This window comes from Bacillus weihaiensis, assembly GCF_001889165.1.
Lineage (GTDB): Bacteria > Bacillota > Bacilli > Bacillales > Bacillaceae > Metabacillus > Metabacillus weihaiensis.
Window position 1 is genome coordinate 240,708 of the sequence record NZ_CP016020.1, and the last position, 21,607, is coordinate 262,314.

Below are 21,607 nucleotides of genomic sequence, written 5' to 3' on the forward strand. Positions count from 1 at the left end.
TGTTGTATTTGAAATAAATTATAATACTTGGAAAAAGAAAGGATTACCTTAATGATGGAGAAAGATAAGATTTCCATTGTAATGGGCGTATATAATTGTTCTGAAACTATAGATGCCGCAATTGAATCTATCCTAAAACAGACGTATGAAAATTGGGAATTTATAATATGCGACGATTGTTCCACAGATAACACCTTTAAAATAATACAAAATTACAAAAAAAAGTTTCCAGACAAATTTATAATTTTAAAGAATAAAACAAATTCAAAGCTAGCCTATAGTTTAAATCACTGTTTAAAATATGCAACTGGAACTTACATTGCCAGAATGGATGGTGATGATTTATCACATCCAGAAAGGTTCGAAAGACAAATAAATTTCTTGAAAAAAAATTCATCATTTGACCTTGTGGGTACCTCAATGCAAAGATTTAATGAAAATGGCCTTTATGATATATTATATAGTATTAAAAAACCTGATAAATATACATTAAGAAATAAAATACCTTTTAATCATGCAACGATTCTGACTTATAAAAGGGTTTATGACAATTTAGGAGGTTACACAGTTTCAGAACGAACCAAAAGGTCACAAGATTATGATCTCTGGTTTAGGTTTTTTAAAGAAGGGTTTAAAGGTGATAATCTAAAGGAAGCTTTATATTTTGTGCGAGAAGATTCAGCAGCTATAAGACGAAGAACTTTTAAAGTTAGATATAATGCTTATAAGACTACCATTATGGGATATAAAATGCTAAATTATCCTATCCATTGGTATTTACCTGCTACAGGAAGATTTATTATAAAAAGTATAACACCTTATTTATTAATAGATATATATAGGAAGTTTCAAAGTTTTAAGAGTAAAAGTTAATTTAAAAATTATAAAGTGAAAATATACCACATGTTAAGAGGGGAAGAAAATTCCTATCAGCTAGCTTCACCCTTTGAGTTCGTTCGAGTTGATTTGTAGGAAGTTAATGACTTTATTTCTTAGGAAACTCACATTTTTCTCAACAGGTGCGAACCCTGAGTCTCATTCTATGAAGTAACATTTATAAGTTGGTAAACTTTAAAAAGTCGATATAAAAAATATAGCTCTTGGAAAGAATAAAAAAGAGGCATGATTAATATGATAGTGTACATTATTACCACTTTGTTGGTTTTTATTTTTGCAACCATGGCTAGTTATATTAAAATTACAAATAACTTAGAGATAAACGGTTATTATAGTAGGAATAACCGTTTTTTCGTTCTTCTGACCTCCTTACCTTTAATCTTAGTTGGCGGATTTAGATGGAGAGTTGGTACAGATTATTGGCAGTATTCAATAAACTATGAATATTATGTAAATAATTTTTGGAACAGTTTATTTACTTTTGAGGAGCCGGGGTTAAAGTTTATAGCTTGGATATCTAGTATTATATACGATGATTATACAACAATGTTTTTTATTGCATCGGTAATAACTATAACTTTATTTGTTTTAACATTGTCAAAATATAGTAAGATGTTTGTTTTTAGTATTTTACTTTTTATCTTTGTTGGAGTTTGGCACGGTTCTTTTAATGGTGTCAAACAATATCTTGCATGCGCCATTGTATTTGCTGGGCATCGTTATATTATTAACAAAAATTTAATTAAATACATGATAGTAGTTATTACGGCTAGTATGTTCCACTTTAGTGTAGTGTTAATGGGGTTGTTATATTTTGTACCACGTACAAGATTAAATTTAAAACACATTTTTATATTAGGTTTAGCTACATTAGCAATAGTATCTTCTTATGGATTTATTTTTGAATTAGTAGAAAACTTCCGAAAAAGTTCTTTGGCAACAACTCCTTATGCACTAAGAGAAGTCAGCATTTATAGAGTATTAGTTGCATTTGCACCATTAGCAATTTACTTTGTTTTCACTAAACGGTTTAAATTATCCTCTGAAGAATTATTTTATATTAATCTATTATTCATTAATGCTTTTGTTGTGTTGGCGACCTCTCAGAGTGCTTATTTAGCGAGGCTTGCATTATATACTAATGCATTTACCATTATAGCTTTACCGAAACTTTTAAACATGAATGATAAGTATTTAAAGTTTCTTTTACAAATGATTATAATAATCCTTTACGGAATATTTTGGTATATCGATGTTACGAAATCATCTAGTTTGGTTAACTACCAATGGATTTTTGATAAGGATTTTAACTTTTAAGGAAAAAAGGAGTAAATTATGATTAGAGTACTATTTTTTATTCATGACTTATCAGGTGGCGGCGCTGAAAAAGTACTTGTCAATTTGGTAAATAACATTGATAAAACAAGATTTAAGGTAACTCTTTTAACTATGTTTGATTCTGGCATTAATAAACAGTATTTAGGTTCGGATGTAGAATATAGGTATGTGTTCAAGAGGCTTTTTCGTGGCAATCAACATATTCAAAAGCTTTTTTCTCCTGAATTTTTGTATAATAGAATGGTTGGAAACGGTTATGATATAGTTATTTCGTTTATGCAAGGGGCGACTACTAGGATAATTAGTGGAAACAAGGACAGTAATGTTAAAAAGTTAAATTGGATTCATAACGAAATGACTAAAGAAAGGTTAGCAAAGTCTTATAGAAGTTATAAAGAATTTGTAGATTGTAATAAAAAATATGATGCGACGGTATTTGTTGCAAATACTGCAAAAGTTATTTTCGAGCGTGAAACTCAATTGAAAAAAAATAATATTGTCAAATATAATACCGTAGAAACTGATGAAATATTGAGGAAATCACTTGAAGAAATTAATGATATTGAATTTGATAAAAATCGAATAAATTTAATTACAATAGGTAATTTAACAGAGCAAAAGGGTTATGATCGCCTACTTAGAATTGTAAAAAAATTAAAAGATGATAGTTATAGATTTCATCTATATATATTAGGAGATGGGCATTTAAGAGACAAATTCAATGATTATATAAATCAACATAACCTAGATGTTGTTGTGACATTATTAGGGTATAAAAATAATCCATATAAGTATTTAAGAAATACAGATTTATTTGTATGCTCTTCATATCATGAAGGGTATAGCACTGTGGTAACTGAAGCATTAATTGTAGGTACACCCGTAATTACTACTCTTTGTTCAGGAATGGAAGAGATGCTTGGTTCTAATAATGAATATGGAATAATTGTTGAGAATAGTGAAGATGCTCTCTATGAGGAGTTAGTAAAACTAATAAATAATGAGGAACTCATAAAATATTATAAGAATAGAGCTAATGAACGCTCTAAATATTTCAATACTAAAAAGACTGTAGAAGAAATAGAAAAATTATTTATTGATTTATATGAAGGCCAACCAATATTTGATGAGGTAGCTGATAATGAATAAAGTAGTATCAATAGTAGTTCCAATTTACAATGTCGAGAGGTATATTAATAGATGTGTTGACTCGCTATTGAGCCAAACATATTCTAATTTGGAAATTATTCTTGTAAACGATGAGTCTCCTGATAACTGCCCTGAAATATGTGAAGAATATTCTAAGATAGATAATAGAGTTAAGGTTATTCATAAGAAAAATGGTGGCCTTTCTGATGCAAGAAATGCAGGTATGGAAATAGCAAATGGAGATTATATAATTTTTATTGACAGTGACGATTACGTTGAGCAAAATATGGTAGAAAAAGCTCTTAATGCTGCAGAATCAAGTAATTCTGAAGTAGTAATTTGGAGCTTTTTTGCTGATTATGTAGACGAAAATGAAAATCTATTAAAGTCTATAATAAGTGATCATAAACCTGGTGTATTCAGTAGAGATGATTTCAAAGATTTAAAAATTGAGAAAAAACTAATTGGTAACTTGGGTTATGCGTGGAATAAAATGTATAATCGGCATTTTTTAAATGAGAATAATTTCAAATTTACAAAAGGTCTATCTTTGGTAGAGGATATTGTTTTCAATTCTTCTGTGTTATCTATTTGCAAAAAAATCGTATTTATTGGTGATCCACTAGTTCATTATATGCAACGTCCAAGAGAAACTCTGGGGAATAAATTTTATGAAAATTATTTTCAGATAAAACAAAATGGCATTCGTGCTGTAGAAAGTCTTTTAAAAGCTTGGGGACAGGAGGATAAGGTGATTTCTAGTATCGTTGCCTCTTTGGGTTTTGGTGCATTAAAAACTACAATAAGAAGTTTAAGTGTTGAAGAAAATATTAGTGATACTCAAAAAAGAAAGTTTCTCAACAAACTTTTTCAAGAACCAGAAGTCAAGGAAATGATAAAAGGGCTAAATTCATTGTCTTTCAAAGATAAAGTAATTTGTATTTTAGTTAAATTAAAACAAAGTATTATTTTGCTAAACTTCTATAAAATTTTCCAATGACAAAGTGTAAAGGAGATGGAAAACATTTTATTCCTTACTGAAAAAGAAGTAATTAGAAAGAAATTATATTTAAAATACTGTCTAAGTAATGTGAAATCAAATCCATTTAATGTCGATAAATCAAAAAAGAAGATAATTGTTGCACTGGCTGCAGATTATGGCAATTTGGGGGATGTTGCAATAACATATGCTCAAACAAAATTTTTAAAGGAAAATTTCCCTGAATATGAAGTTATAGATTTTCCAATAAGTAGAACTTTTACTGATATGAAAGCCCTAAAAAAAATATGTACTCCGAATGATATCATAACAATTGTTGGTGGAGGGAATACAGGAGACATGTATGATGATATAGAATATTGCCGTCAATTTATCATTAAACAGTTTCCTGAAAATAAAATAATATCCTTTCCTCAAACAGTAGATTTTTCAGAAACACCATACGGAAAAAAGGCTTTTGAAAAGGCAATTAAAGTTTATAAAGAAAATAATGAATTGATTTTAATTGCGCGAGAAAAAAAGTCTTATGAAATTTATAAACAAAAATTTAGTGATAAAGTACTGTTTGTGCCCGATATTGTTCTTTCACTTGACTTAACAGAACCAAAATTATCTAGAGAAGGAATTACTTTTTGTTTGCGAAAGGATGGCGAAAAAAAGTTATCTCAAGATGATGAAATTCAATTAATTAACAGTGTTAAAAAGTATGGTGAGGTTAAATTTAACGATACTCATATTAGTAAGAATAATATGAATATAGAGGAAAGAGAAGAGGAATTACAGAAGATTTGGGATACTTTTAAAAGATCAAAACTTGTAATTACCGATCGATTGCACGGTATGATATTTTGTGCTATAACGGGAACTCCCTGTATTGCCTTAGATAATTCAAACATGAAAATTTCAGGTGTATATAATGCGTGGCTAAAAGAATTATCTTATATTAATATGTTAAGTGAATTTGATTTAAAAAGATTAAAAAAAGAGATTTCAGTATTGTTGGAATCTGATATTGGGGAAATCAAACTTTTGAATTTAGGAGATGAGTTTAAAGATATTTTAAAGGCTCTGACATAAATTTTACAAATATCTTTAATTGCATTCTATGAAATTTGTGGAGGATTATCCATTAAAAATACTAGTTAAATTGGTTGCGTTCTTAATTACTATATTGATTATGATATCGATGTGAAGAAAACAAAAAAGGCCCTCCCACCGTTAAAGTATAGTGGATTAAAACTATATAATATAATTCTATTAAAATTCCTCTATAATATATTTGGTGGTAATTGGGGAGGAGAAAATATGAAACACAATCTCGTATACAACTTAGGTGCTGCTTTTATTACATTTTTTTTATCAGCATTTATTACATTCTGGATGACACCTTATATAATTAGTAATCTAGGTTCGGAAGCTTATGGATTCATTCCTTTAACACAAAATCTAATCAGTATATTATCAGTGTTAACAGTTGCACTTAGTTCTGTTATCGCTAGGTTTTTTACGGTAGCTATTACTCAAGAAAGTTACTATAAAGCTGAAGGTTATTTTAATACTTATCTAATTACTTCTTTAGTTGGATCAGTCTTTATTTTCTCATTAATAGTCGTAGCTATAATCTATATTGATAAATTAATAAATGTACCATTAAACTTATTAAATGATGTAAGGTTGGCTTTATTGTTCAGTGGTACATTAGTCATAATTACTTTCATTAAGTCACTGTTTTTGGCGGGACCATTTTCTCAAAATAAGCTATATATAACTAAAGGAATTGAAGCTTCGAATGCTATATTAAAGGCACTATTTATTATAGTGCTGCTTACCATTTTAACACCTAAAATATGGTATGTGAATCTTGGTGCAATGATTGCGGGATTGATTTCTTTATTTATTAGTATTTATATTTTTAAGAAGGTAATTCCCAAAATCTCTTTAAATACTAAGAGTTTTAGTTTCAAAAAGTTAAAAGAGCTATTAAGTGCAGGGGCTTGGAATTCAATAGGTCAAATAGGAGTATTGTTATTTTTAGCTATTGAGCTTTTAGTAGCAAACAATGTCCTTGGAGCTACTAAAGCAGGTATATACGCAGCAATAATACAATTACCATTATTACTAAGGACTATAGCTAGCATTATTGCAGGTGTATTTGCACCGGTAATTATTAAAAATTATGCGAATAATAATATGAATGGACTTATTATATACTCAAATAAAGCTGTAAAATTAAATGGATTACTTATAGCCTTACCTGCAGCATTAATGTGTGGCATGGCAGGTGCAATTTTAGATGTTTGGTTGGGTCCTGAATTTATAGAGTATAAATGGTTACTAATTTTAAATTCAGCTTATTTAATATTTACATTAAGTGTTCTCCCGTTAACCCATATATACACAGCAGTAAATAGGTTGAGAGTTCCTGGTATTGTAACGCTCTTTTTAGGCTTTCTAAATTTAATCTTGGCTGTTTATTTAGCAGGTTATACAGTATTGGGGCTTTATGGAATTGTACTAGCTGGCTCTATAGCTTTAATTTTAAAGAATTTTTTATTTATTCCTTTGTATAGTTCTTATATTACGAAACAACAATTTTCTATCTATTATAAAGGTGTACTACAACCAATTATAGGTGCGTTATTTGCTGTTGGTTTATGTATTTTTTTACAAATGTATATTGATATAACTGGATGGGGTGCATTAATAAGTACTGGTATTATTGTAACTCTTGGTTATTTAATATTTTCTTACGTACTATTATTAAATAGAGAAGAGAAACAAATACTAATAAACCTAATTAGATCAATAGTGAAATAATACAGTTGATTATTAATTGGATAAAAGGTAAAGATATTGAATTGAAATTGACTCATTTTTAGCCAACTTTAAATTTATAGGCTTTAAAATTATAAGTAGAACGGGAGGTATTATTATATATGAACATACTAGTAACAGGTGGTGCGGGGTATATAGGGTCTCACACATGTGTTGCTTTGTTAAAAGCGGGACACAAAGTAATAGTTGCTGATAACCTTTACAATAGTACAAATCAAGCATTAGATAAAATAAAGCAAATTTCAAAAGAAGAATTAACTTTTTATCAGATTGATGTGACTAACGAATCAGCTGTAGACGATATTTTTACTAACCATAATATCGATGGAGTAATTCATTTCGCTGGTTTAAAGGCAGTAGGTCAGTCTATAGAAATACCATTAACCTATTATTACAACAATATCGTGAGTACTATGGTTCTCGCTAAAGCCTGTAAGAAATATCATGTGAACCGATTTGTTTTTAGTTCATCAGCAACAGTATACGGAGACAACACCGTACCATTTGTAGAAACAATGAACCTATTACCTACTACAAATCCTTACGGTGAAACAAAAGCGATGAGTGAGAGGATTCTTACCGATATAGCTAAAGCAAATCCAGAATTTTCTGTTGCTCTTCTTCGCTATTTCAATCCAGTTGGTGCCCATGAAAGTGGCTTAATTGGTGAAGCACCCAATGGAATTCCTAATAACCTTATGCCATACGTTACTCAGGTTGCCAAAGGAAAACTGGAGAAGCTGCGAGTGTTTGGTAATGACTATCCAACAATGGATGGTACAGGAGTGAGAGACTATATTCACGTGGTGGATCTAGCAGAAGGGCATGTTGCAGCGTTAGATAATCTCAAGGAAGGTGCCCATGTTTATAATTTGGGAACTGGTAAAGGGACCAGCGTCCTAGAGCTGGTTAAAGCTTTTGAAAAAGCTAATGGTATTGAAGTTCCTTATGAAATAGCAGATCGCAGACCTGGAGATATTGCTTCGTTCTATGCTGATGCTTCCAAGGCTAAGAGAGAACTGGGCTGGACAGCTAAACGTGATATTATTGCCATGTGCCGAGATGCTTGGCGGTTTGAAAAGAAATATAAGGATTTAGTTGAATCCAAATAGATGTTTATCACCCGTTGAGTCAAAAATAAATGGCTTGACGGGTTTATTTGTATTGATTTAATTCATTTCCAGCACAAAAGAGGACCACATAATCCCCCTGTATTTAATCCTTTCTATATTTACACAATGTCTCTTCTTTTATAATTTTACCCCCTTCAAGGTCTATAAGCATTACGTACAAATTAGCTCTTAATGATAATGGTGGTCTTTTCATCATTCTAATAAATTCTTTTTCATCATTAACAACAATAGTTAATTTATCCGACTCAAGTAATTCATACATTGCAATACGTCCATAAACATGAATAGTTTTCATGTTCGAAAAATGGATGCGGTCAGGAATGCTTGGCATAAATTCCAAATACCATCTATTGTAACCTTCATAATCAATGTTAAGGACCATATCTGGACCAATAAATCTTCCTTCATTTTTTTCCACGCTCCATTTGAATGGACTCTCGTATAAATCAGCTAAAATGACTTGGATAAATTTCTTTTCTAATTCACTCATTTGTCTTTTTATATTCAGTGGAGATTCCTTTTTAACAGACACTTCTATATTCTCATCTAAATCATCATGTCGAGCTAAATGCCCCGCTGCAATCATAAGATCTTGATATGTTACCCCGTTTTGAGCTTTTGCAGCAAATTTTGATATCGTTTCCGGAGTTGGAGGTGAAACGATCATTTTTCTAAGAAACCTGGAGATGTGAGCGGCACTTACACCCGTTTCATTAGCGAAATTATTTATGGATCTTTCACCCTTCGCCCGATCAAGAAGATTAGCAAATTCCTCTTTATTGAATTGCTCCTCACTATCCATTATAATTCACCTCATCTTATCTTATAATTATATTATATCCAAATCATTGACTGTAGTCAAAGTTAAATTAAAATTTAATACACATAAGTGTTGTACTTAGTCAAACATCATGCTATAATTAATTCGAAAATCGAAGGCGGAATTTTATCTTTTTGTTGTTTGTGCTAATTTCCCTATTTTTTTTGCCACTACCATTGACTACAAACAATATAAATATGAAACATAAACAATGATATAAAAAACTAGACTTAATGTATCGTGGAGGAGATGTAGAGTATGAATACAACGGTAAAGTGCCCAGTTCTGCAATGGACATGCTTTCAGCCAAGGAAGCGGTATTAGAAATAAAATGTCCTAAGTGTAAAAAGGTTATAAACGTTTCTATCATTAATAATCAAATACATGGTGAAGCTGTGTAGCTATAGCTAAACTATTTGTCATGACTATTTGACAACAGTTTACAATTCTTACTATACAGAACATGTGTTCTTATGTAAAATATTAATATTGAAATAACAATTATATATATAAGCTTCAACACAGTTGGGAGGAATACAAATGATAAAAGAAGCTAGTGTAATGCGAGTTGAATGTCCTGCATGTGGTTACAGGCTGCTAGATAAAGGGAATAAAGCTTCCGGTCCAGTACAAACGAAGTGCGGAAGATGTAAGCGGGTTTGGGAAGTTGAACTTGCAACAGGAGAGTTTAAACAAGTTAATGGAAAACCAATAACGAGACGAAAAGGAGATAACGATTCGCCATGAGTTGCAAATCTAATCTACCTTAAGGTCCGGATAAATCAGTAGATGCATAACTGATATATCTGGGCCTTTTTTATTTATATAAAAAGTTCATATCACGATGATACCGAGCGAGGAATCGACTGCATTACCCAGGCCGGATGATCGATATTTTGAGAAAAAATGATCATCTAGCGAGTGAATGCACATTGAATCAAAAATAATCGGTACCGAGCAATGGAGTCGTGGTGTGAACTACCTATAAGCCGGACATGGATCGCCCTGCAAATAATGCAGTTGGGCGTTCTGTGTCCGGCTTATTTTTTTGTCTCTTTTTCCCCTACGGCTCCTTGCCGGGCTATAGGAGGAAAAGAGAATGAGTGAGTTTTTTATCAAAATCGGCAAGGAGCAGGTCTGTGTTAGCGAAGAGATTTACAAAGAGTATTACAAAATGAAAAGAAGAGAGCGGTACCTAGAAGAGGATATTAAAGTTGGACGGATTGCTGTTGACCCTGAAGCAGAAACGGTTGATTTTATCCCAAGCAAAGAAGATTCAATCAATCGTTTGATGGATCTAGGCGGTGACTTTGAAGATGACCAAATGATAGAAGATATTCTTTGTGATAAGGCAACAATGTTGATTTTACAAGAAGCGATGGCCGAACTGAATGAAAAGGAACAAGAGCTTATTCAGGCTCTTTACTATAACGACCAGACGGTGAGAGAGGTGGCAGAAGAAGAAAATATCTCCCATGTAGCTGTTATAAAGCGCCGTAACAAAGTATTGGACAAGCTTAAAAAATATTTTTTGTAATTTTGGTTACCAAACCACCCTTCCCGTTGGCTAATAAGTGAAGGGCCATATCTAAAGAAAAGGAGGTGACCTGTGATGACAACACAAGTAAAGCAAAAGGGTGTCAATAAAGATATGCAGGAAGAGATGGTTGGTGTTCTTACGGCTATCAGTATTGTTTCTAAAAGGCTAGCTAATCGACTGAGCCAGCTTGATGAACAAAATGAGAAGAAAGGAGAAAAAGCAAATGAGTAAAACGAAACTTGCACTTGATGTAGTGACGGACTTACGAAATCTAGCAGGAAGTATTGAAACATTAGTATTTGCATTAGAAAGCAATCAAACAAACTTTGCAGTTCCCGCTGAAAAAGAACAACCTAAGAAGAACAAGGAACCGGGGAAGCAAGGGGACGGATCTCATGCTTCTTACTTCCCTGTTTAGATATTCCCATTTACTTTAAAAAAGGATTTTATTTACTTGAAATTGTATGATTTCCATCTAGTTTGCTAGTTTCCCTCTGCATTAAATAGCTCTAAAGCTTGTTTCTACGCTACTTTTCTCTTAAGGTTGTAATGAAGATAAGGGTATGATTCTCCAGTTTTCTTCTATTAAAAATGCATTTAATCGTGTTGTGAAAATAGAAAGAATTATATAACATAGGACCGTAGTAAGTAGTTGAACCCTCACATAAGTATACCGCTAACATCTTAGAAGATTTTCGATTTAAGTTCTTTCTTTCAACGACATAATAAGTAACATTTCAATCTACTACTCAATCCCATTTTAATAACTCAGGGAACACGATTTATCGGGAATTCGCATCGGCGGGATAACGAATCATAGTACTATCTAAAATCCTATTAAATTGGCGCTAAATTATAGTTGAGGAGCTTAATCATTTTACATACAAAGGAGTAGGTCTTTGTTTATAGATTGGAGGAATTTGTCATGTCTTCAAAAGTTACGAGCATTGGATTAAAAGGGCTAGAGGGATATCGGGTTCAAGTGGAGGTGCAGGTGAAAGATGGGATTGAAACGATGATTATAGTAGGGTTACCGGATGCGTCGGTAAAGGAGTCGAAGGAACGTGTTTCGGCAGCTCTTCATAGTTTAGGGTTTTCGTTAGTTGATATGAAAGTGACCATTAATTTATCACCAGCAGAACAAAAGAAAAATGGTCCTTTATTCGACCTTGCTATTGCAGTGGCAGTTTTAAAAAGTGGAAACTTTTTAAAAGAGTTGATTCCACAGGATTCAGGCTTTATTGGAGCATTGTCTTTAGATGGATCAATTCTTCCAGTTGAGGGTATGCTTGCAGCGATCCTCGCAGCTAAGAAATTACAACTAGACAAACTTTTTCTCCCATACGACCCTATGATTCCAAATATTGAGATACCAGGGTTAGAGCTTGTATACATTGAAACACTTCAAGATGTTATTGATGTATTACGTGGTCAACAACTCCTCACATTTACTAGACCGCAAAAAAAGAGGGTAGAGATACAACCTGTTTTGCGTAATTTTAATCAGATCATTGGGCATGATGTTGCTAAGCGTGCATTGGAAATTGCCGCAAGTGGGGAGCATTTTGTTTTAATGGATGGTCCACCAGGATGTGGAAAAAGTTTATTAGCCGAAACCTTTCAGTCAAACATACCTCCATTGTCAAAAGAAGGCCAATTGGAGAAGATAAGTCTCTATCAAATTGCGGGTGCATCGTATCACGACCCTGCTCAACCTCCTTTTCGTCACCCTCATCATTCTGCATCATCCGTTTCAGTCATAGGTGGTGGAACCTCTCCGAAACCTGGTGAAGTTTCATTAGCGCATCGTGGCATTCTTTTCCTAGGTGAATTAGGAGAATTTTCTAAAAAAACGTTAGACATGCTACGACAACCCTTAGAAAACAAAACAGTAACCATTAGTCGTGTCCATTCAACAGTAACCTATCCTGCAAACTTCATTTTTATCGCCGCCATGAATCCATGTCCATGTGGTTATTTCGGATCTAGTGATCATTATTGTAGTTGTACAGATAAGCAGATAAAAACGTACAAAAATCGTGTATCTGGTCCTATCTTAGATCGGTTTGATATTCTGCTGACCTTAAAGGCAGTGAATCTGAAAGGGCACTATGTTCAAGATATCGAGTCTTCCAATGATATAAAGAAACGCGTCATCTCAGCAAGGGAAATTCAATATAACCGCTACGGTAAGGAAATTTGTAATGGTTCAGTTCCTTTTGAACAGTTAATACAAAGCAGTCCCTTAACTTCAGAGCAACAAAACGACTTGCAGCAAGTATCTAGTAAAGAAGGTCTTAGCAACCGAGTTCAGATTAAAATCATACGTTTAGCAAGAACAATTGCAGACATCAATGGAGAGGATTTAATATCTGATCAAGATCTCATGGAAGCAATGGCTCTTAGAAAATTAATATTACCTTCATCTTTATCTTTGTTAGGAGAAGAAAAAAATCCTTTTATCGATAAACTTCATTAGGCTATAAAAATAAAGGAAGTAGGGATATTTTTGCCTCGTAGCGCTAGAACGAAAAGTAGTACTGGGATCTACCATATCATCAATCGAGGAGCTAATAAGCAGGAAATCTTTCACGATGATGACGATAAAATCAAATTTCTAGATATCTTAAAAAAATATAAAGATAAGACAGCAATGAAAGTCTATGCCTGGTGCTTAATGGGGAATCATGTTCATTTCCTAGTAAAGGAAGGGAATGAGGAAATCTCTCTAGTCATGAAACGAATCGGTATAAGCTACGCAAACTACTATAACTGGAAATATCATACGAATGGTCACCTATTCCAAAACCGCTTTAAAAGTGAAAATGTTGAATCATTAGAATATTTACTAACAGTCACGAGATACATTCATCAAAATCCAGTTAAAGCATGTATTGTTACATATCCTAATGAATGGAAGTGGAGCAGTTGTCTGGGATACTATGGTAAAAGTGTTTATCCACCTTATCTCCTCGAATCGGGCTATATCCTACAGCAATTTTCCCCTATCAAGAAAATAGCCCAATCTAGATTTAAAGAATTTAATGAGAAGATAAGTAATGACAAATGCTTGGAAGATTACGAAATAACAAAGATTAGACTAACAGATGATCAAGCAAGGGTAGAAATAAAAAAGTGTCTCGGAAGCTATCACATTCCGCAAATAAAAAGCTTACCTCGCGAGCAAAGAAATAAAATCTTAAGAAAAGTAAAGCAAATTAACGGACTCTCCCAAAGACAAGCCGCAAGAATTCTGGGGATTTCTCCTAATCTTTTGTTTAAGGCTTAGGGGAAGCACGGGGACAGATCTCGTGCTTCTTAAAACGCATAGCTCCCCCTGATCCTGACAGAATAATAATTATTGTTCAGTTCATTAGTATTTTGTTAATCTACATATGATCCACTTTCTATGATTTGATCAGAAAAAAATGAGCTACATGATTTCCATTTCTTTCAACCCCTCTTATGATAGAAAGAAGCACAGGGATGAATACCTCGCAAAACAGTTCCTCATAGGAGCAAAAACAAAAGATACAAACAGTAATTTTAGACAAGTGTCGTGATATATTGTGTATTTGGAGATGATTAATCCAAGTTGGCTACTCTTTTATATGCAAGTCTCGTCAAGATGATAAAATGAGCCAAGGAATAAACCCCGGCCCATCTTAAAAAAAGTCTCAGAAAAGTGAATCTTATAAACTATCTATTATTAGAAAAATTATAACCTAACATATGTAGTACGCCTGTCGATAAAGCTCTTCAAGCGCTTTTTTCGATGCCTCATCACTACTACGATAATCGACTCCTTCTGCAAAATAGTCTTTAAAAGGGGATTCGTCTTGACAAATGGTTGCAAATGCACGAAAGTGATCATAAAAATGGACGATCTCTAATTCAATTTCATCACCGTACTCACTATTAAACTGCTCAATCTCTCGAGAAATATAATCTAGTTTAATATAACTATCTTTCCAGTCCATCTTTTTACCCTCCTAAATGTAGCTTCACCAAAAGCACAGGGATGAATCCCTCTTTTCTACATAGATGTTCCTGAGACCTTGACCTCTTACAGATCTGAATAGTTAACACTAATATATTTAATAAGTAACCCCAACGTCTGTCCTTTGAAGGAATCAGCTACCGATTGTCCATTAGGATCAGCATAGTAATAGGCACCGACATCTTCATTAAAGGTATAACCCATCTGTTGTAGGGAATCCTGCAAGTCAGTTGGAAGTTCGTGTAAACCAGTTCTTTCTTTGAAGTAGTCTGTTGGATAGATTCTTACATCTACATCATCATCACTTGTGTGAATAATAAAGAGGTCTTCATTTGATTGATTTATCCATTGGCCTTTTGAAAATAGACCTATTCCTGAATTTTCTAGTGAAGAAATGCCATCTAAGTTTGTGCCAAATATTAAATTAATGACGATTCTTAATTCACTTGGTGTTAGGTCATAGTGATGAGCTTCTACGTACAAGTCCATAATATCCGATTTTGAGAGAGTACTAATATATGTATCGACTTCTTCCACATCCACTATTTGTTTTATGCTATTAGTTATCATTGCAGGATAAGTACTTTGTTTTGTTCCGGCACCTAAGTCAGATATAGCATCGAGGTCGATGTGATAAATTTGGTGAACAATCTCTCTTACCTTTGAACCAGTTAGCTTTTGTGAATAGGTTTTTAAATAAGAATCCATAGCGTTTACTTTCGACATATTTTCAATGAGTTCTGTTATTTCACTAGGTGTTATTTTTCCGTGTTTCTCTTGTCTAAGTGTTAAACTAATTCCTTTAACGATTTCAGAGGGATACTTCGTTACTTCCATGTTAGCAAAGTGTGTTTTATTAGGTTTTTCACTTTTTGCTTCACTAATAGTTGGGGTTACGAGTAATGAAGAAGCAACGAATACTAGTAAAGAGCCTTTCAAGAAAGAATGTTTAAAACTTGTGTTTGATGTTTCCATGAGTGACCTCCTAATTTGAAGTAGAGAGAATGAATGGTAGATAACGAAATGAAACTAACGTCTATCAATCTGCATTCCCTTTACTTTAGAAATGTTTTCCAAGATTAATTTTATCGGAATCATGAGAGATAATCTATAGAAAAGAAGCAAAGGGACGGATCTCATGCTTCTTACCATGACAGATTATCCTATACTTAGACATTTCCATTTACATGAAAAGATTTTATTTAATTAAAATTGAATGATCCCCAATCTAGACTGCTTGTTTTCCTCTTCAATTATGAGCTCTAATGCTTGTTGCTACGATTCTTTTGCCTTTAGGGTTGTAGGTGGAAGATAAGGCGGTGATTTTCCCATTTTCACCTTATAATATTGCATTTAGTAGTGTTGTGAATAAAGGAAGAGTTCTATAATCAAACCCTAAAACAAATAACAGATGAACTATCTGATAAAGATCCGAATATAATTTACCTGATATAACTTTACTTTAATAGATTATATGCTTTTATTAGTGAGGAAATGGTAAAATGTAGTAGGTGGTGATCATTATGAAAAATAATTATAAAACACAAGGTGAGCAAGCGATTGTCTTTATTAATAGACCGGACGGAGAAATACTAGAAATTATTATTGATACAGAGGATTTAGAGAAAGTGAAGAGCTTTCCTAATTCATGGGGAGCAACAAAGGTACGAGGAGATAGATGGCAAATCAAGGGTACATATCGTGAAAATAAAGTTAAGATAAATATTCCGTTGAGCCGCTTTATTTTAGATGTGACTGATAGCTCGCCAGTAAGATTTATAAATGGTGACCAGCTAGATCATAGAAAAAGCAATTTAACTGTTGGATACCAAGAGGTTCAGATTGTAAAAGGTAATGAGTATACGGTTAACGGTGATAAAGCTTATCTAAAGTTAAAAAGGCGCGGCGGCTCTTCATTAACTACTCAAATTGATGCAGAGGATCTCCAAAGAGTATTAGACAAAGGTACTTGGTTTGCTGAGTGGCATTCTGACTTTGAAAACTATCTGGTTCATAATGTTAGTTATTATTATGTTGAGGGTAAGAAGCACCGGAAGAAAATCACGTTACATTCCTTTATTATGGGAGTGGTTAACAAGGAGCCAATTAGGCATGCAGATAAAGACACTTTGAATAATTGTAAATCAAACTTGAAGGTCTATAGTAAAGAAATGATTAATGATTTTGAAGAGGTAGAAGATGATGCGGTTGCTATTATTCTAAGGGATAAGCATGGCAAAGAAAAAGCTAGAACATTAATTGATAGAGACGACCTGGAGCGGGTAAAAGCCAATGGATTTACATGGTTCTATTTCAAAGGGAATGGGGATCCTTACGCAGTTGCCAATACTTCAGAGGGACGGATTTATCTTCACAGATTTATAATGAACACTCCTGAGGGGATGGTTACAGACCACCGAAATCATAATACGCTTGATAACAGAAAAAGTAATCTGATGAATGCAACTATCAGTGAGAATCAACAAAACAGGCAAGGAGCAAGAAAAGGAAGTAAAAGTGGTATCAGAGGTGTCTCTTGGGACGAAACTAATCAGGATTGGATTGTAAATGTTAAAGGTACATATTATGGAAGGTTTAAGGATATTGAAAAAGCTAAGAGATTAGCAGAAGAAAAAATTATAGAGCAGATGCCGTATCTCAATAAATAAAACCAAGTTTATATAGAAGAAAAACGACCAATTAGGCTCATCTCCAAACTAGGAGGTGGGCCATTTTTTGCGTTTTATGGGGTGAAATCCGCTATAAAAATGAACCGAGGAATTAGAAGGAGAGAGGTGGAAAATTACCGTCTATTATATAATAGATACTCGGATATTTTAATCTATATTTTGCGTATTTTTATCCATCCAGCTCCAAGCATTGATCCGCTGTAAGAGCATTTAGAGGTTTAGTCGGAACACTTTAGAAACCGTTGAAAACGAAACGTTTGTTAAAGTCTCTACCTAGACCGGTACACATTTATTTTGAGAAAGAGAACATCTATACAGAAGATGCCGACAGCGAGTTGATGATTACAATCGTCGGAAGTATTGCTCAAGAGGAAAGCATCAATATCGGAAACTCGATCGCATGGGGAAAAAGAAGTCAGGCCAAACGCGGCATCATTAAAGTAGGAACTGCAAACTATGGATATCGTATCGGAGAGAAACATCGATGGCTTATTGATGAAGAAGAGGCCAAAGTTGTACGTCGAATTTATGCTGATATACAAGACGGCAAAATTATACGCAAATCATAACAGCGTTAACTCAGGACAGGATTCCTACCCCACAAGGAAGAGAGATTTGGAGCCTAAGCACTGTGATGGAAATCCTAACAAATGTTGTCTATAAAGGCGACTACCTCTATCAAAAATATTTTATGCTAGATACTTTAGAAGAAAAGGTAGCAACTAATCAAGGAGAGTTACCTCAATATTATATTGAAGGCCTTCATGAAGCGATTATTGATCCGGAAGAGTGGGAGGCTGTATAAGCAATCGTTGAAGAGCGCTCGACGGCCTTTAAGACTCGTAATCACAAGAAATACTCGAAAAATAACAATAAAAATGAGGCTTTTATAGATAAGCTTCAATGTGGAGAATGTGGAAATGGTTTTACACATCAACTAACTGTAGAACGACGTGGTGATGATGAAGGATATGAAGTTCACCCATGGGTTTGTAGGCTAGCTCAAATATACTATGCTGTCGATGGCTGCTCCTCGCATTGTTTTCAACAAACCTATTTCGAACAGCACTTTACTAACATGTTAAAGGGACTTCATCAAAATGGTGCATTTCAGGAAGAAGTAAGTAAGGTCATTTCTCAAACGGAGTTAAGTAACCAGAAACGGAAACAAGAAGAGGAGGTTCAAAAAAGGACTGAGCAGCTGAATCAAGCACTGTATAAACCGGTAGATGAAGAGCTGCATCAAGACGGGCAAGATTCAAAGAGAGTGGATGATTTAAGTGGAGAGTTAGTGAACCTGCATAAGCAGCTGAAAGTGTTCTTCGATCGTAAGAAGCTGGCGGAGCAATACAAACATGAAGTTAAAGAGCTAATGAAGCAAGTTAAGAAGATGCATGAAGAACAACAGTATGTTTTTCCTGCAGAGCTTTACTCACAGTTTGTCGAGCAAGCAACGGTCTGTAAGGACGGAAAGGTAGTTTACCATTTTAGTATGGGAATAGAGTGGTCTAGGGTTGAAAGGTATGAAAGCTATCGACATCAGCTTTTAGAGGAAAAGAAAGCTAGACGCCACGTTAGGCGAAAGAAAAAACAAGCGGACTTTTGAAAGGGTCAGAGGTAACCGCCTTACTAGAGTATTGTGAAGAACCGCGGCTGTGGGGAGAAATCTTGGAGTTTATGAACACGATGATGACAATATCAGCATCCTATTTCCGAAAAAGCATCGTACTTCCATTAATTGAAGAGGGGAAGCTGCAGAAGAAATTCTTGCCGCAACTGCAAAAAAAGCATAAATATTATATGGTGAAGAAGTAATGAAGGAACCCACTGAGTAGGCTGATACAGTCGCTTGGTGGGTCCTTTTTACTTTATAAAGATAGAGAACCCACAAATAATAACACGTTGGTGGATGAACTTTAATGAATTGATATCTCCTCATATTCCTCCTGTTTGCTTTGATAAGCAGTTGCATCATAACCCACAAACGTATTTAATAAACTAATCATATGATCACTAATTTCAAAGTTAGAGGATAATAGTTTATTTATAAGGTTTTCTAAATCGGTTGTATTCTTTAATAGTGAGGGAGGTAGATTACAAGTTGAACAAAATTCCTTCATGTAGTCAAACTTCTTCCCAGTCAACCTGTAGGCATTCCCCTGTTCAATAATAGCTTTTTCATAAAGAATTGTTTTTACTTCTAGGGGAATCACTTTAGAGCTACATACTTTTTCTAGTACTGATTTTGCTTCCATTTCAAATGCTTTTTCTCTTATATGCGGCGGGATTCTTGTGTCCAGAATATACTGGTTAATAGTCGAAGTAGTAAAATTTGCTTTTCTGGCAATCTCTTTTTCGGACAAGTCATGGTCTTGTTTTAATTTCATGACATGTTCATTTTTGAAAAGCCAGCTTGTTCCTTTATCCAAAGGAATACTTATTTTAAGGATATGAATAAGTCGTTCTTCATCGCTTGTACCTGGATAGACAAGACATGGTACTCGAACCTCAGGTTGAGCTTTCAATAGAGCAGAGTAATATGTGAAGTTCTCAATCAGTACATATTCACCTTTAGCTAATTCCTCGGCAACCAATGGAATAATTCTATTTTTTCTAGCCCTTTGTGCTTGGACAATCTTTTTTGCTCTCTCCTCATTCCTAATTTCATCGTGATAATAGGTAACTATATTTCTTGGGCATATCAGCATACTCCTAGTTGTCATCACCCTCACCTCAGTTAAACATATGCGGGCTTCTGTTTGTCTCATTCAAGTGTGGTTTCCTTTTTATTACAAATATTTGTCCTACTTTTCAAAAAACTTAATAAGAATAGTACAAGGAGGGCTAGGAAATAAGGAGGGAATGTATATGGGTAATTGGAAGTTGGGACTTATGATTTTTGGTATGTTGGCAGCTTTAGGGTTTCATGTATGGGCAGACAATTTAACTACACCTATTCAGGGGAAAGGTGCCGGTGAGTTATATTCTGAGATGGCTGATAGTATAGGGTCATCTATTTCTGCCATCTTTCTTGAAGCATTTGATAAACCCTATGAACTAAAGGAAATGTCGTACGATTTAGTATGGAACTTGGGTGTACCTTTATTATTACTTCTTATTGCAACGGCTGTATTCGGTTATGTGTTATACCACCTATGTGTATCAATTTTTCGTGACGAGAATACTAAACTCACGTATGTATGGAAAGGGATTTTATCGTTAGCACTCATTTATATTTTGGCAAACTCTGCAATAAAAACATTTGGGGTCTTAGTCTTAAACTTAGCTGTTGCAGCTACAGTTGTATTATTCTTTTTGTTCATTGGCTATTTTCTTAATTCTGTCTTTAACAGTGAAGAAAGGGAAGCTTGAGGCTAGTAAGTTTAGTGGATGAAAGCAGAAGGGCTTACAAGAATATGAGAAACAACTAGGTGATTGTATAATCTTTATACAGATACCTGGTGTTTTTTTATTTAAGTTTTATAACCACTAATAAAGCAGAATAAACGTTTTTAAAAATAAGGGGGGCTTATTATTGACAACTATTTATTTAGTATCATATACACCGCTATGTTTTAATGCAACAGGTCGAAAAGCGGTAAGTAAGTATAATCTGCATCCATTCTTAGATAGTTCAGTTAGGCGAGAACCGAGTCTAGAGCATGAGCATCCCAGTATAACTTCATTATGTCGAGCATCAAAATTTGCTCCTAAACTAAGGAAAGGTGACATAGTTGTATATATTACGAGAAAAAGTAATTTCGGAGTAAAAATTAACAAAAGCCATTGGAAGCTTACAGCCGTTCTATGTGTTAAGGAGATAATGAAAAACCATTCGGATGCAGCAAAATGGTATAAAACTAGGAATTTTCATATTCCAAAAAATTGCGTAGTTCCAGAAAATCCTCCATTGCCTAGAGAGTTGTCAGGATTCTCACAAAGAACAGAAAGTAGAGCACTAGTTGATTATCGAAGAAGGTCTAGAAAATATTCTAATTATGTTATTTGCGATGTGGCTTTTAAAGATACAGTAAATCCCCCACCATTATTTGAATCAGATTTCAAACGTATCTTGGGTAGAGTCCCAGTTACGCAAGAAGCAAATATTATTTCATATAAAGCGTTAGATCAGTTACTTCAACTAGCAGTAAAGCGTAAATTCATCAGTGAGAAACGTAGGTTTTATAAAACATTTGTAGAATAAT

Annotated in this window: 24 protein-coding genes; 20 read left to right on the top strand and 4 right to left on the bottom strand. The window is 33.8% G+C overall.

The features are described from left to right. The first annotated feature begins 54 nt into the window (after nucleotides 1-54). The 7 genes from A9C19_RS01110 to galE all read left to right on the top strand — a co-directional run bounded on the left by A9C19_RS01110 (nucleotide 55) and on the right by galE (nucleotide 8,331). Nucleotides 55-873: a glycosyltransferase family 2 protein gene (locus tag A9C19_RS01110; RefSeq protein WP_072581687.1), complete on the top strand. Its 819-nt coding sequence runs from the start codon at nucleotides 55-57 to the stop codon at nucleotides 871-873. A 258-nt stretch (nucleotides 874-1,131) separates the two neighbouring features. Then, complete coding sequence (locus A9C19_RS01115) at nucleotides 1,132-2,214, top strand: EpsG family protein (protein WP_072578247.1); 1,083 nt, start codon at nucleotides 1,132-1,134, stop codon at nucleotides 2,212-2,214. Nucleotides 2,215-2,232: 18 nt separating this feature from the next. Further along, nucleotides 2,233-3,384, top strand: a complete 1,152-nt coding sequence (locus A9C19_RS01120; RefSeq protein WP_072578248.1) for a glycosyltransferase — start codon at nucleotides 2,233-2,235, stop codon at nucleotides 3,382-3,384. Beyond that, nucleotides 3,377-4,384, top strand: coding sequence for a glycosyltransferase family 2 protein (locus A9C19_RS01125; RefSeq protein WP_072578249.1), 1,008 nt, complete (start codon nucleotides 3,377-3,379; stop codon nucleotides 4,382-4,384). The genes A9C19_RS01120 and A9C19_RS01125 overlap by 8 nt, the downstream gene beginning before the upstream one ends. 15 nt (nucleotides 4,385-4,399) lie before the next feature. Next, nucleotides 4,400-5,461, top strand: coding sequence for a polysaccharide pyruvyl transferase family protein (locus tag A9C19_RS01130; RefSeq protein ID WP_072578250.1), 1,062 nt, complete (start codon nucleotides 4,400-4,402; stop codon nucleotides 5,459-5,461). 228 nt (nucleotides 5,462-5,689) lie between these two features. Beyond that, nucleotides 5,690-7,201: an MATE family efflux transporter gene (locus tag A9C19_RS01135; protein ID WP_072578251.1), complete on the top strand. Its 1,512-nt coding sequence runs from the start codon at nucleotides 5,690-5,692 to the stop codon at nucleotides 7,199-7,201. 119 nt (nucleotides 7,202-7,320) lie between these two features. Further along, nucleotides 7,321-8,331 carry a UDP-glucose 4-epimerase GalE gene (gene galE / locus A9C19_RS01140; protein ID WP_072578252.1) on the top strand — a complete coding sequence of 337 codons (1,011 nt, stop codon included), beginning with the start codon at nucleotides 7,321-7,323 and terminating at the stop codon, nucleotides 8,329-8,331. Between the two features lie 103 nt (nucleotides 8,332-8,434). Here the strand turns inward: galE and A9C19_RS01145 are convergent, their stop codons facing one another. Further along, on the bottom strand, nucleotides 8,435-9,154 hold the full coding sequence (locus A9C19_RS01145; protein WP_072578253.1) for a hypothetical protein: 720 nt from the start codon (nucleotides 9,152-9,154) through the stop codon (nucleotides 8,435-8,437). A gap of 558 nt (nucleotides 9,155-9,712) precedes the next feature. Between A9C19_RS01145 and A9C19_RS01150 the strand changes: the two genes are divergently transcribed. The 6 genes from A9C19_RS01150 to A9C19_RS01170 all read left to right on the top strand — a co-directional run bounded on the left by A9C19_RS01150 (nucleotide 9,713) and on the right by A9C19_RS01170 (nucleotide 14,001). Beyond that, on the top strand, nucleotides 9,713-9,919 hold the full coding sequence (locus A9C19_RS01150) for a hypothetical protein (RefSeq protein ID WP_072578254.1): 207 nt from the start codon (nucleotides 9,713-9,715) through the stop codon (nucleotides 9,917-9,919). A gap of 352 nt (nucleotides 9,920-10,271) precedes the next feature. Continuing rightward, complete coding sequence (locus A9C19_RS01155; RefSeq protein WP_072578255.1) at nucleotides 10,272-10,709, top strand: sigma-70 family RNA polymerase sigma factor; 438 nt, start codon at nucleotides 10,272-10,274, stop codon at nucleotides 10,707-10,709. 75 nt (nucleotides 10,710-10,784) lie between these two features. Continuing rightward, the gene (locus A9C19_RS21945; RefSeq protein ID WP_199445805.1) at nucleotides 10,785-10,943 is read left to right on the top strand and encodes a hypothetical protein; all 159 of its coding nucleotides are present in this window, start codon (nucleotides 10,785-10,787) and stop codon (nucleotides 10,941-10,943) included. Continuing rightward, nucleotides 10,936-11,130: a hypothetical protein gene (locus A9C19_RS01160; protein ID WP_072578256.1), complete on the top strand. Its 195-nt coding sequence runs from the start codon at nucleotides 10,936-10,938 to the stop codon at nucleotides 11,128-11,130. The genes A9C19_RS21945 and A9C19_RS01160 overlap by 8 nt, the downstream gene beginning before the upstream one ends. 507 nt (nucleotides 11,131-11,637) lie before the next feature. After that, nucleotides 11,638-13,191, top strand: a complete 1,554-nt coding sequence (locus tag A9C19_RS01165; RefSeq protein WP_072578257.1) for a YifB family Mg chelatase-like AAA ATPase — start codon at nucleotides 11,638-11,640, stop codon at nucleotides 13,189-13,191. 30 nt (nucleotides 13,192-13,221) lie between these two features. Continuing rightward, entirely contained in the window at nucleotides 13,222-14,001 is a 780-nt protein-coding gene (locus A9C19_RS01170; protein ID WP_072578258.1) for a transposase, read from the top strand. A gap of 436 nt (nucleotides 14,002-14,437) precedes the next feature. On the opposite strand, the gene A9C19_RS01175 is transcribed toward A9C19_RS01170, so the two are convergent. After that, nucleotides 14,438-14,692 (bottom strand): hypothetical protein, encoded by a 255-nt coding sequence (locus tag A9C19_RS01175; protein WP_072578259.1) that lies wholly within the window; start codon nucleotides 14,690-14,692, stop codon nucleotides 14,438-14,440. 86 nt (nucleotides 14,693-14,778) lie between these two features. Then, nucleotides 14,779-15,687, bottom strand: coding sequence for a hypothetical protein (locus A9C19_RS01180; protein WP_083584244.1), 909 nt, complete (start codon nucleotides 15,685-15,687; stop codon nucleotides 14,779-14,781). A 548-nt stretch (nucleotides 15,688-16,235) separates the two neighbouring features. On the opposite strand from A9C19_RS01180, the gene A9C19_RS01185 reads away from it, so the two are divergent. The 5 genes from A9C19_RS01185 (at nucleotide 16,236) to A9C19_RS21625 (ending at nucleotide 19,217) form a co-directional block, all read left to right on the top strand. After that, nucleotides 16,236-17,381 carry an HNH endonuclease gene (locus tag A9C19_RS01185; RefSeq protein ID WP_072578260.1) on the top strand — a complete coding sequence of 382 codons (1,146 nt, stop codon included), beginning with the start codon at nucleotides 16,236-16,238 and terminating at the stop codon, nucleotides 17,379-17,381. 278 nt (nucleotides 17,382-17,659) lie between these two features. Next, nucleotides 17,660-17,971, top strand: coding sequence for a recombinase family protein (locus A9C19_RS01190; RefSeq protein WP_338022851.1), 312 nt, complete (start codon nucleotides 17,660-17,662; stop codon nucleotides 17,969-17,971). A gap of 20 nt (nucleotides 17,972-17,991) precedes the next feature. Continuing rightward, nucleotides 17,992-18,207 (top strand): recombinase family protein, encoded by a 216-nt coding sequence (locus A9C19_RS01195; RefSeq protein WP_233499266.1) that lies wholly within the window; start codon nucleotides 17,992-17,994, stop codon nucleotides 18,205-18,207. A gap of 273 nt (nucleotides 18,208-18,480) precedes the next feature. Continuing rightward, the gene (locus tag A9C19_RS01200; protein WP_072578262.1) at nucleotides 18,481-19,008 is read left to right on the top strand and encodes a hypothetical protein; all 528 of its coding nucleotides are present in this window, start codon (nucleotides 18,481-18,483) and stop codon (nucleotides 19,006-19,008) included. A gap of 62 nt (nucleotides 19,009-19,070) precedes the next feature. After that, entirely contained in the window at nucleotides 19,071-19,217 is a 147-nt protein-coding gene (locus A9C19_RS21625; RefSeq protein ID WP_158515037.1) for a hypothetical protein, read from the top strand. A 101-nt stretch (nucleotides 19,218-19,318) separates the two neighbouring features. Here the strand turns inward: A9C19_RS21625 and A9C19_RS01210 are convergent, their stop codons facing one another. Continuing rightward, nucleotides 19,319-20,125 (bottom strand): hypothetical protein, encoded by an 807-nt coding sequence (locus tag A9C19_RS01210; protein WP_072578264.1) that lies wholly within the window; start codon nucleotides 20,123-20,125, stop codon nucleotides 19,319-19,321. A 145-nt stretch (nucleotides 20,126-20,270) separates the two neighbouring features. Here A9C19_RS01210 and A9C19_RS01215 point away from each other — a divergent pair, with 145 nt between their 5' ends. Both A9C19_RS01215 and A9C19_RS01220 read left to right on the top strand, forming a co-directional pair. Then, nucleotides 20,271-20,774, top strand: a complete 504-nt coding sequence (locus A9C19_RS01215; RefSeq protein ID WP_072578265.1) for a hypothetical protein — start codon at nucleotides 20,271-20,273, stop codon at nucleotides 20,772-20,774. Between the two features lie 163 nt (nucleotides 20,775-20,937). After that, nucleotides 20,938-21,606 (top strand): hypothetical protein, encoded by a 669-nt coding sequence (locus A9C19_RS01220; RefSeq protein WP_072578266.1) that lies wholly within the window; start codon nucleotides 20,938-20,940, stop codon nucleotides 21,604-21,606. The last annotated feature ends 1 nt before the right edge of the window (nucleotide 21,607 follow it).